This window comes from Burkholderia sp. WSM2230 (assembly GCF_000472445.1).
Lineage (GTDB): Bacteria > Pseudomonadota > Gammaproteobacteria > Burkholderiales > Burkholderiaceae > Paraburkholderia.
The window spans coordinates 50,036-65,387 of sequence record NZ_AXAJ01000014.1; the positions used below are offsets into that span (position 1 = coordinate 50,036).

Consider the following 15,352-nt stretch of genomic DNA (forward strand, 5'->3'; position numbering starts at 1 on the left):
TCTTGACAAGTGTCTGCACTGCGTTGAACGAGGCTTCACTGTAGCGGGCTTTGATGATCGCCGGCGCGACGTTAGCCGTTTGGCCGAGTGTCGCTCAGACGCGCCCATACGCACAATTCTTCCTCGCTGCTCGCGTTCGAATGGTTCGCCGCGCGAGTCTCAGGGAGGGCGTGATGACGATAAGAAGTTCATGGCTGCAAGCCGTGCAGGCAGGTATGCAGCGTTTCGCTGCCGGTATCGACGTGAGTTCGCAGAACGTGCGGCTCGTCGTGGTGAGTCAGCGGGCGCGCGCCCGCGCTTCGTTGCAGATCGAATATATGCGCACGGTGCCGCTGCCGGCCAATGCGATTGCCGGCATCGAGATCGCCGACCGCCAGGCGCTTGCGCGCGCATTGCGCGATGCGTTTGCCGATCTGCCTCACTTGTGCGCGACGTCCGTATTGCGATGCGCGATGGCGGTGCCCGCATCGGTGACCTTGACAGCCACTTTGCCGCTCGCGCGGCTCGCTGCACAAAGCGGTTGCGCGGAAGACGGCGGACACGAACTCGCCGAGCTGGAACCAGCAGTGATGAGCGAAGTGGAACGCATCGCGGGACTCGAGCGGCACGCACTGGCCGTCGACTGGTTTGTGGATGAGCGCCCCACGCCGATTCGCTCGGTGACTATTGCCGCGACGGCACGCCAGCACCTCGAAGCGCGCATCGAATGCGCGGCGGCAGCGGGCATTTCGCTGACCACCATCGACGGCGAGCCGCATGCCGCGTTGCGGGCCATGCGCTACGCGGCGGCTTGCGAACTGGATCCGCACGAACCGTATGTGGCGTTGTGGATCGGCGCGGACGGCGTGCAAGGCTGGCGTTTAGTGGATGACAGCGTCGCAGCCGAAATGCGGTACCCGGCGCCCGAGCATTCCGATCTCGCCGACGCATTGCGCGACCTCGTGCAGGGCCCCGAGCTCGATTGCGCGCTGGTGAGCGGCGAACTGGATCTGCTAGAGGGCGTCGGCTTTTCGATGGCGGATATCGCGGACGTTCTGGGCTGCTCCGTGTTGCCGTTCGAATGTGCTGCATTGGGCGGCGTCTCGCGCCAGGTGAGCGATCCGCTGCTGCATGAGCCGGCTGCCGCCGTCGCATTCGGGCTGGCGTTGCGCGGGGTGCTCGAATGAGAGCGGTTCTTTTCGATGCAGCGCGTTTGAACGCGGCGGCGCAGTTGCACGTCGCGCATGACATGCGGCGGCTCTGCGCCGTGCGTTCGGTCACGCCGAAGCTCGGCGGCTTCAACCTTCTTCCGCACAGGCAACGCAAGGCTCGGCTCGCGCGCCGTCGATGTCTTGTTGCATGGGCTGCTGCGGCTCTCGCCGGTTGTGTTGCTGTCGCCGCGCTGGCCGGATACCAGGCGTTCGAACGAGCGCGGCTCGATGCGCAGCGCGAGTCGGTCGAGCAGGCGCTTGCTCAACTCGCCGCACCGTTGGCAGAACATGCTGGACTGCTGCAAGCGCGCGACCAGCAACGCGCTGACGCCGCGCGCGCAAAGCGTCTTACCGAGCCGCTCACATATCTGCGGGACCTGCTCGATGCGCTCAGCTTCGAACCCGGCGACGGCGTGCTGTTGCAGCAGCTTCGGCAGCGCGAGCATGAGACAGAACTGGTGGCGACTTCGCGGGCGCATATCGATTCCGCACAATGGCTCAAGCGCCTGGGCGCGATTCGCGGCGTGAAGGGCGCGGAGATGAGCGAGTCGCATCACGCGTCGCCTAGGACGAATGCAGATGGAGGCGCCGCTGGCTCGATCGAGTTCGGCGCTCGCCTGCACTGGGAGGACGCCACGAAAAACGTGGCCGCGAATGCGCTGTCGGCGGGATCGCCGAAAGCGGGCGCCGATTACAGAGGAGGTTCGAAATGAGTACGACGTTTGCCGACTTTGGCGGCGCGCAACACGCAAGCCCTGTACTGACGCATTGGATCAGGCGTGCGCGCGCGCCGCTTCATACGTGGAGCAAGCGCCGCCGCTGGGCGGTTGCGCTTGTGATCGCGGTGGTGGTGTTCGGCCTCGGCGCGCATGGCTGGATCGTGGCCGATCTCAGCCGCGTGGAGGCAAGCCGTGCGGCGCTGCACGCGAGCGTGCAGCATCTCGAGAATGCAAAGCGTGCGCTTGCCCAATTGCCTTTATTGCGCCGTGAAGCCGACGCGTCAACCAGTACCACGGCTACCGTTGCTGGTTCGCAGACGCAGTGGACTTCGGCGGACGACGTGCGCGTCGTGTCCGAACTCGCCGCGCAAAACGGCGTTCTGTTGCTCGCAGTCGAGCCTGGAGCGGCCAGCGGCACGGGCACGCAGGGCGAGCGGCCGTTGCGACTTGCCGCCCGCACCGACTTTATCCATCTGATGTCGTTCCTGCGCGGATTGACGGAGCTGCCGGTGCTGATGGTTCCGGTCGACGTCGCTATCAAGCGGGATGGCGCGTCGCTCGCGGTGAACGCGACGCTGCGCGTCTACAGCGGCTTGCATCCTGTGCCCGCAAGCCTCTCGGTGCAGGAGCTCGCCGACGCGAGTCTTGATTCGGGGGACGAAGAAGATGTCGTATTCTTCGATCCGTTTTCGCCGGCACAGATGCAGGCCACGCTCGATTCGCCGGGACTCGCGCAACTGCGTCTGGTCGGATTGCTGCATGATCGCGCGCGCGGCCTTGCGTTGATCGATACACCGGACGGCGCAACCACTGTGGAGTCCGGCCAGCAGATCGGCAACGAGCGCTTCACGCGCTTCGATACGTCCGCCATCACGCTGGCCAAAGGCGAGGCGACTCGTACGCTTGCGCTCGCGGAGGCGTCCTGATGAGCATGACGAAGCTGTTGGGCGTCGAAGCTCGCGCCTGCAATCGCGCCATGGTGGTTTCGGGCGCTCGCCGGCGGGTTGGCGTTGGGCTGTCGGGCGGGCTGTCAATCGGGCTCTCAATGGGTCTGTCAATCGGGCTGCATCTGTGCGTATATGCAGGCGTTGCGCTCGGCAGCAATGCCGCGCAGGCCGCCGTTCCGTCGCTGCCGCCGTTGCCGGCCTACATGACGTCCGACGAATCCGCTATGCCGTCCGACGCGCCATACCTTGCCACGCCGCTGCCGCGCGCTGCGATTGCCGAAACCCCGAACCCGTTCCGCGACGATTCGTCGGATGAGACGAACGCCTCCCGAGCGTCGTCGTCGGCGGCGTCGGCATCGGCCACCGACAGCCGCACAGACGGTGCAATCGACCCGGCCGACGGTTCCGTGCCACTCGGGCGGCAAGCGGCGGCCGCAAGCCGCGACGCCGTGGCGGCCACCCCCGCACTGGAAGGTCCGCCAGTGCCTCTACCGCCGCTCGCGCACCTGAGCGGCGCGCCGAAAACCGCAGCAGACGCCTCGCTCGCCGCCGACGACAAGCTGATCTCGCTGAACTTCCAGCGTGCCGAACTAGGCACGGTGCTCAATGCGTTCGCGCAGTTCACCGGCTTGAACATCGTCGCGAGCGAGAGGGTGCGCGGCTCCGTGTCGCTGCGACTCGACAAGGTGCCGTGGCGCGTCGCCTTCGACACGCTGCTCGACGTTCACGGTCTCGCGATGGAGCGCCACGGCAACGTCGTGTGGGTCGCGCCAATCGCGGATCTGGCGGCGCGCGAGCGGCAACGCTATGAGGCGCACGCGCGGGCGGCCGATCTGGAGCCGCTCGCGAGCCGCACGTTCCAGCTGCACTACGCCCGCGCCGAGGACGTGCGGCGCCTGTTGACCGGCTCCGGCAATCAGCGCGTGCTGTCAAAACGTGGCGCGGTGACCGCCGATCCGCGCACCAATCTGCTGTTCGTGACCGACCTGGAGGGCCGCCTCGCGCAAATCGCCGCACTGCTTGCTTCCGTCGACCGACCGACGCGACAGGTGCTGATCGAGGCGCGCATTGTCGAAGGCGAGCATGGCTTTTCGCGCAACCTCGGCGTGCGGCTTTCGATGGCGGGCACCAGCGCCGACGGCACGACGCGAGGACTGAGCGGCGGCAAGGACGGTCTCGTCTATGATCTGTCGGCGAGGCCGATCGCAGGCTTCGACGCCGCAACCGCCGGCCTTACGCTCTTCGCTGCGGGCGCCACGCGCTTGCTGAATATCGAGCTGAGCGCCCTCGAGGCCGAAGGGCGCGGGGAAGTCGTTTCGAGTCCGCGCGTGGTCACGGCGGACCGGATGAAGGCCGTGGTCGAGCAGGGCACCGAGTTGCCGTATCAGGCGAAAGTCGGGCAGGGCGTGTCGGGCGTGCAGTTCCGGCGGGCTACGCTGAAGCTGGAGGTCGAGCCGCAGATCATGCCCGACGGCCGCGTGGTGCTGGACCTGGACGTGGCCAAGGACAGCGTCGGCGAACAGACCGACGCGGGGCCCGCCATCAACACGAAGCACGTGCAAACGCGGGTCGAAGTGGAAGATGGTGGTACGGTGTCGATCGGCGGAATCTACGCGACGGACGGCCGGGACGATGTGACTCGCGTGCCGGTCCTGGGCAAAATACCGTTTTTAGGCGCGCTTTTCCGCCATCGGGCTCATCGCGACCAGCGCAGCGAACTGGCTGTTTTCATCACGCCGCGCGTCGTTCAGACGAATTAGGGGCACGCTGCCGCCGCCCGAAAGCGGCGGCGAGCAGGCTCGACAAGGCAGCCGCTTTGCCAGTAAGCTGCGGCACGAACCATACCGGATTAGCCAGAGGACACCGTTGCAAGCGCGGGACGCACACGCCAATGTATTTTTTGTAGGGCTCATGGGGGCAGGAAAAACCACCGTGGGCCGGGCCATTGCGCGCCGTCTCGACCGCCCGTTCTTCGATTCGGATCATGAAATCGAAGCGCGCACGGGCGCACGCATTCCGGTGATCTTCGAGCTGGAGGGCGAAGCCGGCTTTCGCGAGCGGGAGGCAAGCGTCATTTCGGAGCTGACCGGGCGCGACAATATCGTGCTCGCAACCGGCGGCGGCGCCGTGCTCCGGCCGGAGAACCGCGCGGCGCTGCAAAGCCGCGGCGTGGTCATCTACCTGCGCGCGAATCCGCACGATCTGTGGCTGCGCACCCGGCGCGACAAGAACCGCCCGCTCCTGCAAACCGAAGACCCGAAAGCGCGCCTCGAGGCGCTTTATGAAGTGCGCGATCCGCTCTACCGCGAGTGCGCGCATTTCGTCATAGAAACAGGCCGGCCTTCGGTCAACGGACTCGTCAACATGGTTCTGATGCAGCTCGAGATGGCCGGCGTCGCCAAACATCCTGCGTGATAATGGGTCGTATGATTACCGTCAACGTCGAACTGGGCGAACGCGCCTACCCCATCCATATCGGTGCCGACCTCATCGGCCAGACTGCTTTGTTCGCGCCGCACATCGCCGGCAATTCCGTCACGATCGTCACCAACACTACTGTCGATCCGCTTTATGGCGACACGCTGCGCGCGGCGCTCGCGCCGCTAGGCAAACAGGTGTCCACGGTCGTGCTGCCGGACGGCGAGGCGTACAAGAACCTCGAGACGCTGAACCTGATTTTCGACGCACTCCTCGGCTCGCGCGCCGACCGCAAAACCACGCTGATCGCGCTGGGCGGCGGCGTGATCGGCGATATGACGGGGTTCGCGGCCGCCTGCTATATGCGCGGCGTGCCCTTCATCCAGGTGCCGACCACGCTGTTGTCGCAGGTCGACTCGTCGGTGGGGGGCAAGACGGGCATCAATCATCCGCTCGGCAAGAATATGATCGGCGCGTTTTACCAGCCGCAGGCCGTGATTGCCGACATCGGCGCATTGCGCACGCTGCCCGCGCGCGAACTGGCGGCCGGCATTGCCGAGGTCATCAAGACCGGCGCGATTGCGGACGCCGGTTTTTTTCGCTGGATCGAAGCGAACGTCGAGGCGCTGAATCGCTGTGAACCTGCAGCGCTCGCCGAGGCGGTCAAGCGCTCGTGTGAGATCAAGGCGTCGGTGGTCGCGCAGGATGAGCGGGAAGGCGGCCTGCGCGCGATTCTCAATTTCGGCCACACGTTCGGCCACGCTATCGAAGCAGGCCTCGGTTACGGCGAGTGGCTGCATGGCGAAGCGGTCGGCTGCGGAATGGTGATGGCGGCGGATCTGTCGGTGCGACTCGGCTATCTCGACGAAGCATCGCGCAAGCGGCTCGTCGACGTGATCGTCGCCGCGCATTTGCCTACCCGCGCGCCGGCGCTCGGCGAATCGCGTTACGTCGAACTGATGCAGGTCGACAAGAAAGCGGAAGCCGGCGCGATCAAGTTCATTCTGCTGAAGCGTTTCGGTGAGACGCTCATCACCCAGGCGCCCGACGCCGAAGTGCAAGCCACGCTGGCTGCCGCCGTCTGACGGGCGGACCCTCCAGCGGGCGCCGCGCACGGCGTCGAGCGGCGCCGCCCATGTTTCGGAGAACCCGGTGACAGACAGGCGCAGCGACGATGTAAAGCAGCAACCCGCGGCAGGCACGGCAGCGCTCGGCGTCCCGACGCAGGAAGCGCTCGAAGCGCATCTTGCGCCGTATGCCGCGCATTCGGCGCACTCGCGCGGGCGCCGCTATCCGGAAGCCCCGCCGAGCGCACGCACCGAATTCCAGCGCGACCGCGACCGCATCGTCCATTCGACGGCGTTCCGCCGGCTCGAATATAAAACGCAGGTGTTCGTGAACCACGAGGGCGACCTGTTCCGCACGCGTCTCACGCATAGTCTCGAAGTCGCGCAAATCGCACGGTCCGTGGCGCGCAATCTGCGCGTCAACGAAGACCTCGTGGAGGCCATTTCGCTCGCCCACGACCTCGGCCATACGCCTTTCGGGCACGCCGGCCAGGATGCGCTGAACGAATGCATGCGCGAGCACGGCGGCTTCGAGCACAATCTGCAAAGCCTCGCGGTGGTGGACGATCTGGAGGAGCACTACGGCGCGTACAACGGCCTGAACCTGTGTTTCGAAACGCGCGAAGGCATTCTCAAGCATTGCTCGCGCGAGAATGCGCGGCGGCTCGGCGCATTGGGCGAGCGTTTTCTGGAAGGACGGCAGCCGTCCATCGAAGCGCAGATCGCGAACGTAGCCGATGAAATCGCCTACAACAATCATGATGTGGACGATGGTCTGCGCTCGGGTTTGCTCACCGTCGAGCAACTCGCTGAAGTCGAGCTGTGGCAAACGCACTACGAAGCGGCGCGCCGTGATTTTCCGCAGATCGAAGGCCGCAGGCTGATTCACGAGACGGTGCGGCGCATCATCAATACGCTGATCGTCGATCTGATCGACACTACGCAGGCAAACCTCGTGCGTCATGCGCCGGATTCGCTCGAGGCCGTGCGCGCCGCGCCGGCGCTCGTCGCGCATAGCGGGCCCATTGCGGCTCAGGCGGCGGCGCTCAAGCGCTTTCTGTTCAAGAACCTGTACCGCCATTACCGCGTGATGCGCATGGCGAACAAGGCGCGCCGGGTCGTCGTCGGTCTGTTCGACGCGTTCACCGACGATCCGCGGCTATTGCCGCCCAGCTACCAGTCGACGGATGCCGCGCTGCAAGCGCGGTTGATCGCGCATTACATAGCGGGCATGACCGACCGCTATGCGCTGAAGGAGTATCAGCGCCTTTTCGTGATCGACGACAACTGAGCAGGCCGGGTCCCGTGGGGCGTACGACACGTACAGCACGCACGCTGCGCCCGCGCAACGCGTCGAGGCACGCGCGCAGCCGGCAGTGGCAGCCGCACAGATCACAGCGACTGTCACTGCCTGGCGCGCGTCGCCGCGATTTAACAGGCCGCCGGGCGCCAACACGGTTGCGATGCGTGGCACCCGATCAAGCGCAGTCCGGAACAAACCGCAGGCGCGATCTCCGGCGCATCCGGCGACGCTCAGCGCATCCGCGAGACGCAGCGCATCCGGCGAGACTCAGCGCATCCGCGAGACGCAGCGCATCCGGCCAGACTCAGCGCATCCGCCAGACTCAGCGCATCCGGAGACTCAGCGCATCCGGAGACTCAGCGCATCCGCGAGGCAAATAGCGCGCCCGCGATCAACGCGACGCCGCCGACAATCGCGAGCGTCTGCCACGGATTTTCATGCACATAGTCGTCGGCATCGGAAAGCGCCACGTTGGCGCGTTCGCGCACGGCCTCGCGGGTGTCGTTTAAACGGGCGCGCGCGCTGTCGAGCTGCTTGCGCAGTTTGCCGCGCAGCGCGACTGCGTCGGCCTGCGTGCCGTCCGCCAGGGTGGATTCCAGTTCCGCCATTAGCGTGCGCAATTCGCCTGCAATATCTTCGGCCGCATGGCGGCCGTGCCGCGCAATACGCCGCGCACGGCGGCTCGTGCTGGTCCAGGATTCGCCGAGGGCGTCTCGCGTGTTTGGAAGTGCTGTCATGGTCGCTCCGTCGATGAGGGTGAAAAGGCCCACGTTCACGGTTGCGTTAAACCACATCGCAACGCAGGAAACACCAGCAGAACGCAACTTCGGTGCCAAACCCCAACGCCCGGCGCATGGCGGCGCGCGCCGGATTTCCTCAGCACATATTGCACGAAGCGCCCTGAGCGCGGGTCAAATTTACAAACGCAGTGCCACGCTGCGCGTCACATCGGTAAAGCCGGCGCGATGCCGCATGGCGCGCACGACATAAAAAACGCCGCCATTGGATGAATGACGGCGTTGTTCAAGCCTCGGAAATTCGACTACCCTAATCGCACGGCATCATTCGATCGCGCACCGGAAAAGGTGTTAGAAGCGGTAACCGATGTTGACGTAGGTAACGATCGGGTTCAGCTTGATCTTGGTTTGCGACTGCACGGTCAGCGTACCCACCGGCGTCCTCGCCTGCGTGTTGAGTTTGGCAGTCGTGCTGAGCGGCAGATACGACACCGACACGCCCGCGAACCAGTGCTGATCGAACGCGTAAGTGAAGCCGGCATTAAACACAGGCTCCCACGAACTATCCGTAGTTACGCTGGTCGGACCATGCAGAACATTTGCTTCGAATGCGCCGTTCGTGATCTTTTCGTCGGTGAACCAGATACGGCTCACGCCGATACCCAGGTACGGACGGAACGTGGCAGTCGGAGCGTTGAAGTAGTACTTGAACAGCAGAGTCGGGCTCCACTGTTTTGCCTGGCCCAGCTTGCCGAATTTTTCGAGGCTGCCGGTGCCGTTCAGGTCGAACGAGGGCGGGTAGCCAATCACGAATTCGGTCGCAATGTGATCGGTGATGAAGTAGCCCGCGGTCAGTCCGATGGTGTCGGCCGAACTGAGCGAGGCTCCGGTATTTGCTTCTGTGATGTTGGTCGGACTGCCGCCGATGCTTGTCACCCGCAGTGGCTCGCTACTCGATTGAGGCGCAAGATGGAACCAGCCTGTTGAGACAAAAAAGCTACCGGCCGATTGCGCATGTGCTGCTGTTGTCATGCTGGCTAGCACTGCGATCCCCGTTACGGCCTGTTTTAATTTCATATGTGCTCCTCCAGAAAAGGCCCGCTCATTATGACCACAACGTTTGAAACTAACCATACGCGGCGGCTAGAGTTTTCTCCCTAAGCCGCGCGCGCTTTCTGGCCTGGCCGCGCCGCGCCGAACCTTGGCGCATGCGGCTCTTCGGACCTTCGGGTATGTACCAACGCGACTATCGGATACTCCAGCATGGCACGGCTTGCACGTCTTTATGTTCCTGACCAGCCGCAGCACGTCATCCTCCGCGGACTCGATCAGCAGCCTGCGTTCGTCGACGACCAGGACTACGAACTCTTCATCGACTGTTTGAAAGCGGCTTCGCGCGACCATCACCTGTCGATCCACGCATATGCGCTGATGCCGGGCGCGGTGCAACTGCTCGTCACTCCGACCGAGGAGTCGAGCCTGCCCAAGGCGATGCAGGCAGTCGGGCGCCGCTATGTGGCGCACTTCAACCGCCGCTACGCGCGGCGCGGCACGCTGTGGGAAGGACGCTATCGCGCCACCGTGATCGAGGGCGAGCGGTATTTTCTGCTGGCGAGCCGCGTCGTCGAAATGTGTCCGGTGCGCATGCAGCTCGTGAGCGCGCCGGAAGACTACCGGTGGTCGAGCTACCGGCATCACATCGGTCTTACGCTCGACAGCCTCATCACCGACCATCCGCTTTACTGGTCGCTCGGCAACACGCCGTTCGAGCGGCAGCGCGCGTACCGCGAACTGTGCGAGCAGCCGCTCGACGAACGCGAGGCAAGCCAGCTTCAGCAGGCTACGTTAAAGGGTTGGGTGCTCGGTAGCGACACGTACCGCGAATGGGCGGCGCGCGCGGCGAACCGGCGCGTGTCTCCGTTGCCGCGCGGACGGCCGCGCAAGGTGCGCGAGACGCCGCAAGCGCAATAAGCAGTTTGAATCAAGGCTCTGTGTTTCGAACGGCATCCTGACATGCCGTTTTATTTTGCCCGGTTTTGATATGGCACCAATAAAAATAGGCCGCAATGCACCAAATTGATAATTGGGGATCGAACAATACGTTTTATTTGCTATTCCGTTGATTCGTCGCGTATATTCCGAATTCCGGCGTTTTTGACATGCCTTGCAGTCGGCATCTGGAAGCGCCTTCGCCGTTGCGGGTGTGCACGTGCGGCAATAGAAAAACGGTTTAACGGCCTGTCGGCCCCTCACAGACGGTGTCCCCATGAACGATCACCAGCAACCGGTTCGCCCGGTTCCCGCCGCGCAAGGGTTGTACGACCCGCAAAACGAACATGACGCCTGCGGCGTCGGCTTCGTTGCTCACATCAAGGGCAAGAAGAGCCACGAGATCATTGAGCAGGGCCTGAAGATTCTCGAGAACCTCGACCACCGCGGCGCAGTCGGCGCCGATCCGTTGATGGGCGATGGCGCCGGCATCCTGATCCAGATTCCGGATGGTTTCTATCGCGAGGAGATGGCGAAGCAGGGCGTGACCTTGCCGCCGTTCGGCGAATATGGCGTCGGCATGGTGTTTTTGCCGAAGGAACACGCGTCGCGCCTCGCCTGCGAACAGGAGCTCGAGCGCACGGTGAAGGCCGAAGGCCAGGTCGTGCTCGGCTGGCGCGACGTGCCGGTCGACCACACCATGCCGATTTCGCCCACCGTCAAGGCAAGCGAGCCGCTGATCCGGCAGATTTTCATCGGCCGCGGCAAGGACATCATGGTGACCGACGCGCTGGAGCGGAAGCTGTACGTAATCCGCAAGACCGCGAGCCACCGCATCCAGGCGCTGAAACTGAAGCACGGCAAGGAATACTTCGTGCCCTCGTGCTCGGCGCGCACGGTCGTCTACAAGGGTCTGCTGCTGGCGGGCCAGGTCGGCGTGTACTACCGCGACCTGCAGGACGAGCGCACTGTGTCGGCGCTCGCGCTCGTGCACCAGCGCTTCTCCACCAACACGTTCCCGGCGTGGGAACTCGCTCACCCGTACCGGATGATCGCCCACAACGGCGAAATCAACACCGTGAAGGGCAACGTCAACTGGCTGAATGCGCGTACCGGCGCGATCGCCTCGCACGTGCTCGGCGACGACCTGCCGAAGCTGTGGCCGCTCATCTATCCGGGCCAATCGGACACCGCCTCGTTCGACAACTGTCTCGAACTGCTGGTGATGGCCGGCTACCCGCTCGTCCACGCGATGATGATGATGATCCCGGAAGCCTGGGAACAGCACACGCTGATGGACGACAACCGCCGCGCGTTCTACGAATACCACGCTGCGATGATGGAGCCGTGGGACGGCCCCGCCGCAATCGCCTTCACCGACGGCCGTCAGATCGGCGCGACGCTCGACCGTAACGGCCTGCGTCCGGCGCGCTACATCGTCACCGACGACGATCTTGTCATCATGGCGTCGGAAGCCGGCACGCTGCCCATTCCCGAGTCGAAGATCGTCAAGAAGTGGCGTCTTCAGCCGGGCAAGATGTTCCTGATCGACATGGAGCACGGCCGCATCATCGACGACAAGGAACTGAAGGACAACCTCGCGAACGCCAAGCCGTACAAGAGCTGGATCGACGCGGTGCGTATCAAGCTCGACGAGATCGAGGCGAAGGCCGAAGACGTCGCAACGGAGCGCCGCGAAGCCGCAGCATTGCTGGATCGCCAGCAGGCGTTCGGCTACACGCAGGAAGACCTCAAGTTCCTGATGGCGCCGATGGCGCAAGCCGGCGAAGAAGCCGTCGGCTCCATGGGCAACGACTCGCCGCTCGCGGTCATGTCCAACAAGAACAAGACGCTGTATCACTACTTCAAGCAGCTGTTCGCGCAAGTGACGAACCCGCCGATCGACCCGATCCGTGAAAACATGGTGATGTCGCTCGTGTCGTTCATCGGCCCGAAGCCGAACCTGCTCGACACCAACAACATCAACCCGCCGATGCGCCTCGAAGTGTCGCAGCCTGTGCTCGACTTCAAGGACATTGCCAAGATCCGCGCAATCGATCAGTACACCGGCGGCAAGTTCAGCTCGTACGAACTGAACATCTGCTATCCGGTCGCCTGGGGCAAGGAAGGCATAGAAGCGCGCCTCGCGTCGCTGTGCGCCGAAGCAGTCGATGCGGTCAAGTCCGGCTACAACATGCTGATCGTGTCGGACCGCAAGACCGACCGCGACAACGTCGCGATTCCCGCGCTGCTCGCCACCGCCGCGATCCACACGCACCTCGTGCAGCAGGGCTTGCGCACGAGCACGGGTCTCGTCGTCGAAACGGGTTCGGCGCGCGAGACGCACCACTTTGCGCTGCTCGCGGGCTATGGCGCGGAAGCCGTGCACCCGTACCTCGCGATGGAAACGCTCGGCCAGCTCGCGGCCGGCCTGAAGGGCGACCTGTCGCCGGAGAAGGCGGTCTACAACTTTACGAAGGCGGTCGGCAAGGGCCTGCAGAAGGTCATGTCGAAGATGGGCATTTCGACCTACATGTCCTATACCGGCGCGCAGATTTTCGAAGCGGTCGGTCTCGCTGAAGACCTCGTGCAGAAGTACTTCAAGGGCACCTCGTCGAAGGTGGGCGGCATCGGTCTTTTCGACGTGGCCGAAGAAGCGATCCGTCTGCATCGCGACGCGTTCGGCGACAACCCGATTCTCTCGAACATGCTCGACGCGGGCGGCGAGTACGCGTACCGCGTGCGCGGCGAAGAACACATGTGGACGCCGGATGCGATCGCCAAGCTGCAACACTCGGCGCGCAGCAACTCGTATCAGACGTACAAGGAATACGCGCATCTGATCAACGACCAGACGAAGCGCCACATGACGTTCCGCGGCCTGTTCGAGTTCAAGCTCGACCCGACCAAGGCGATTCCGCTCGACGAAGTGGAACCGGCGAAGGAAATCGTCAAGCGTTTCGCCACCGGCGCAATGTCGCTCGGCTCGATCAGCACGGAAGCGCACGCCACGCTGGCTGTCGCGATGAACCGCATTGGCGGCAAGTCCAACACGGGCGAAGGCGGCGAGGACGAAAACCGCTATCGCAACGAACTGCGCGGCATTCCGATCAAGAACGGCGACACGATGAAGTCCGTGATCGGCGACGAAGTAATCGTCGACATTCCGTTGAAGGAAGGCGATTCGCTGCGCTCGAAGATCAAGCAGGTCGCGTCCGGCCGCTTCGGCGTGACGGCGGAATATCTCGCCTCGGCCGACCAGATCCAGATCAAGATGGCGCAGGGCGCAAAGCCGGGCGAAGGCGGTCAGCTGCCGGGCCACAAGGTGTCCGAATATATCGGCAAGCTCCGTTACTCGGTGCCGGGCGTTGGCCTCATTTCGCCGCCGCCGCATCACGACATCTACTCGATCGAAGACCTGGCGCAGCTCATTCACGACCTGAAGAACGCGAATTCGGCGGCTAGCGTGTCGGTGAAGCTTGTGTCGGAATCGGGCGTCGGCACGGTTGCCGCGGGTGTTGCCAAGGCCAAGGCCGATCACGTGGTGATCGCCGGCCACGACGGCGGCACGGGCGCGTCGCCACTGTCGTCGATCAAGCATGCCGGCACGCCGTGGGAACTGGGCCTCGCCGAAACGCAGCAGACGCTGGTGCTGAACCAGTTGCGCGGCCGTATCCGCGTGCAGGCCGACGGTCAGATGAAGACCGGCCGCGACGTGGTGATCGGCGCGCTGCTCGGCGCCGACGAGTTCGGCTTTGCGACGGCGCCGCTCGTCGTCGAAGGCTGCATCATGATGCGCAAGTGCCACCTGAACACGTGCCCGGTCGGCGTCGCGACGCAAGACCCGGTGCTGCGCGCCAAGTTCAAGGGCCAGCCGGAGCACGTCGTCAACTTCTTCTTCTTTGTCGCCGAAGAAGCGCGCGAAATCATGGCGCAACTGGGCATTCGCAAGTTCGACGACCTGATCGGTCACGCCGAGCTGCTCGACATGAAGAAGGGCATCGAACACTGGAAGGCGAAGGGTCTCGACTTCTCGCGTGTGTTCTATCAGCCGCAAGTGCCGGCCGAAGTGGCGCGCAAGCACGTGGAAGAGCAGGACCACGGTCTGGACCGCGCGCTCGACCACACGCTGATCGAAAAGGCGAAGGCGGCTATCGAGAAGGGCGAGCACGTCTCGTTCATCCAGCCGGTGCGCAACGTGAACCGTACGGTCGGCGCGATGCTGTCCGGCACGATCGCGAAAAAGTACGGCCATGACGGCCTGCCCGACGACACGATCCACATCCAGTTGAAGGGAACGGCGGGTCAAAGCTTCGGCGCGTTCCTGGCCAAGGGCATCACGCTGGACCTGGTCGGCGACGGCAACGACTACGTCGGCAAGGGTTTGTCGGGCGGGCGCATCATCATTCGTCCCACGAACGATTTCCGCGGCAAGTCGGAAGAGAACATCATCTGCGGCAACACGGTCATGTACGGCGCGATCGAAGGCGAGTCGTTCTTCCGCGGCGTGGCGGGCGAGCGTTTTTGCGTGCGTAACTCGGGCGCGACGGCGGTTGTCGAGGGCACCGGCGACCACGGTTGCGAATACATGACGGGCGGCACCGTGGTCGTACTGGGTGAAACCGGCCGGAACTTCGCGGCGGGCATGTCGGGGGGCGTGGCTTATGTGTACGACCCGGACAACACGTTCGCGGGCAAGTGCAACAAGTCGATGGTCGCGCTCGAGCCTGTGCTGCAACAGGCGGAACAGGAGCGCACCGTCGACCGTGGCCTGTGGCATACCGGCACCACCGACGAAGCGCTGCTCAAGGGCCTCATCGAACGTCACTTCCAGTTCACGGGCTCGCCGCGTGCGAAAGCGCTGCTCGAAAACTGGGACGCGTCGCGCCGTCAGTTCGTGAAGGTGTTCCCGACCGAATACAAGCGCGCGCTGGGCGAAATGGCAGCGAAGAAAGCGAACAAGGAAGTCCTCGCCGCCTGAT

General features: G+C 64.1%; 11 protein-coding genes. 9 read left to right on the forward strand and 2 right to left on the reverse strand.

Annotation, left to right across the window (positions count from 1 at the left end):
* Positions 1-173 precede the first annotated feature (173 nt).
* The 7 genes from pilM (at position 174) to A3AC_RS0123255 (ending at position 7,632) form a co-directional block, all read left to right on the forward strand.
* Positions 174-1,166 carry a type IV pilus biogenesis protein PilM gene (pilM, locus tag A3AC_RS0123225; protein ID WP_025601816.1) on the forward strand — a complete coding sequence of 331 codons (993 nt, stop codon included), beginning with the start codon at positions 174-176 and terminating at the stop codon, positions 1,164-1,166.
* On the forward strand, positions 1,163-1,903 hold the full coding sequence (locus tag A3AC_RS0123230; protein ID WP_025601818.1) for a hypothetical protein: 741 nt from the start codon (positions 1,163-1,165) through the stop codon (positions 1,901-1,903). The genes pilM and A3AC_RS0123230 overlap by 4 nt, the downstream gene beginning before the upstream one ends.
* The gene (locus tag A3AC_RS0123235) at positions 1,900-2,835 is read left to right on the forward strand and encodes a hypothetical protein (protein ID WP_025601820.1); all 936 of its coding nucleotides are present in this window, start codon (positions 1,900-1,902) and stop codon (positions 2,833-2,835) included. Before A3AC_RS0123230 ends, A3AC_RS0123235 begins: the two co-directional genes overlap by 4 nt.
* On the forward strand, positions 2,835-4,616 hold the full coding sequence (locus tag A3AC_RS0123240; protein ID WP_025601822.1) for a type IV pilus secretin PilQ: 1,782 nt from the start codon (positions 2,835-2,837) through the stop codon (positions 4,614-4,616). The genes A3AC_RS0123235 and A3AC_RS0123240 overlap by 1 nt, the downstream gene beginning before the upstream one ends.
* A gap of 106 nt (positions 4,617-4,722) precedes the next feature.
* Complete coding sequence (locus A3AC_RS0123245; protein WP_013340712.1) at positions 4,723-5,271, forward strand: shikimate kinase; 549 nt, start codon at positions 4,723-4,725, stop codon at positions 5,269-5,271.
* Positions 5,272-5,273: 2 nt separating this feature from the next.
* Entirely contained in the window at positions 5,274-6,359 is a 1,086-nt protein-coding gene (aroB, locus tag A3AC_RS0123250; RefSeq protein ID WP_025601826.1) for a 3-dehydroquinate synthase, read from the forward strand.
* 67 nt (positions 6,360-6,426) lie between these two features.
* On the forward strand, positions 6,427-7,632 hold the full coding sequence (locus tag A3AC_RS0123255; protein WP_025601827.1) for a deoxyguanosinetriphosphate triphosphohydrolase: 1,206 nt from the start codon (positions 6,427-6,429) through the stop codon (positions 7,630-7,632).
* 368 nt (positions 7,633-8,000) lie between these two features.
* Here A3AC_RS0123255 and A3AC_RS0123260 read toward each other — a convergent pair whose 3' ends face one another.
* On the reverse strand, positions 8,001-8,381 hold the full coding sequence (locus A3AC_RS0123260; protein WP_025601828.1) for a DUF883 family protein: 381 nt from the start codon (positions 8,379-8,381) through the stop codon (positions 8,001-8,003).
* Between the two features lie 351 nt (positions 8,382-8,732).
* Positions 8,733-9,458, reverse strand: coding sequence for an OmpW/AlkL family protein (locus A3AC_RS0123265; RefSeq protein WP_025601830.1), 726 nt, complete (start codon positions 9,456-9,458; stop codon positions 8,733-8,735).
* A 186-nt stretch (positions 9,459-9,644) separates the two neighbouring features.
* Here A3AC_RS0123265 and A3AC_RS0123270 point away from each other — a divergent pair, with 186 nt between their 5' ends.
* Positions 9,645-10,352, forward strand: coding sequence for a transposase (locus A3AC_RS0123270; protein ID WP_013340707.1), 708 nt, complete (start codon positions 9,645-9,647; stop codon positions 10,350-10,352).
* Between the two features lie 295 nt (positions 10,353-10,647).
* Positions 10,648-15,351: a glutamate synthase-related protein gene (locus A3AC_RS0123275; protein WP_025601832.1), complete on the forward strand. Its 4,704-nt coding sequence runs from the start codon at positions 10,648-10,650 to the stop codon at positions 15,349-15,351.
* Position 15,352: the final 1 nt, after the last annotated feature.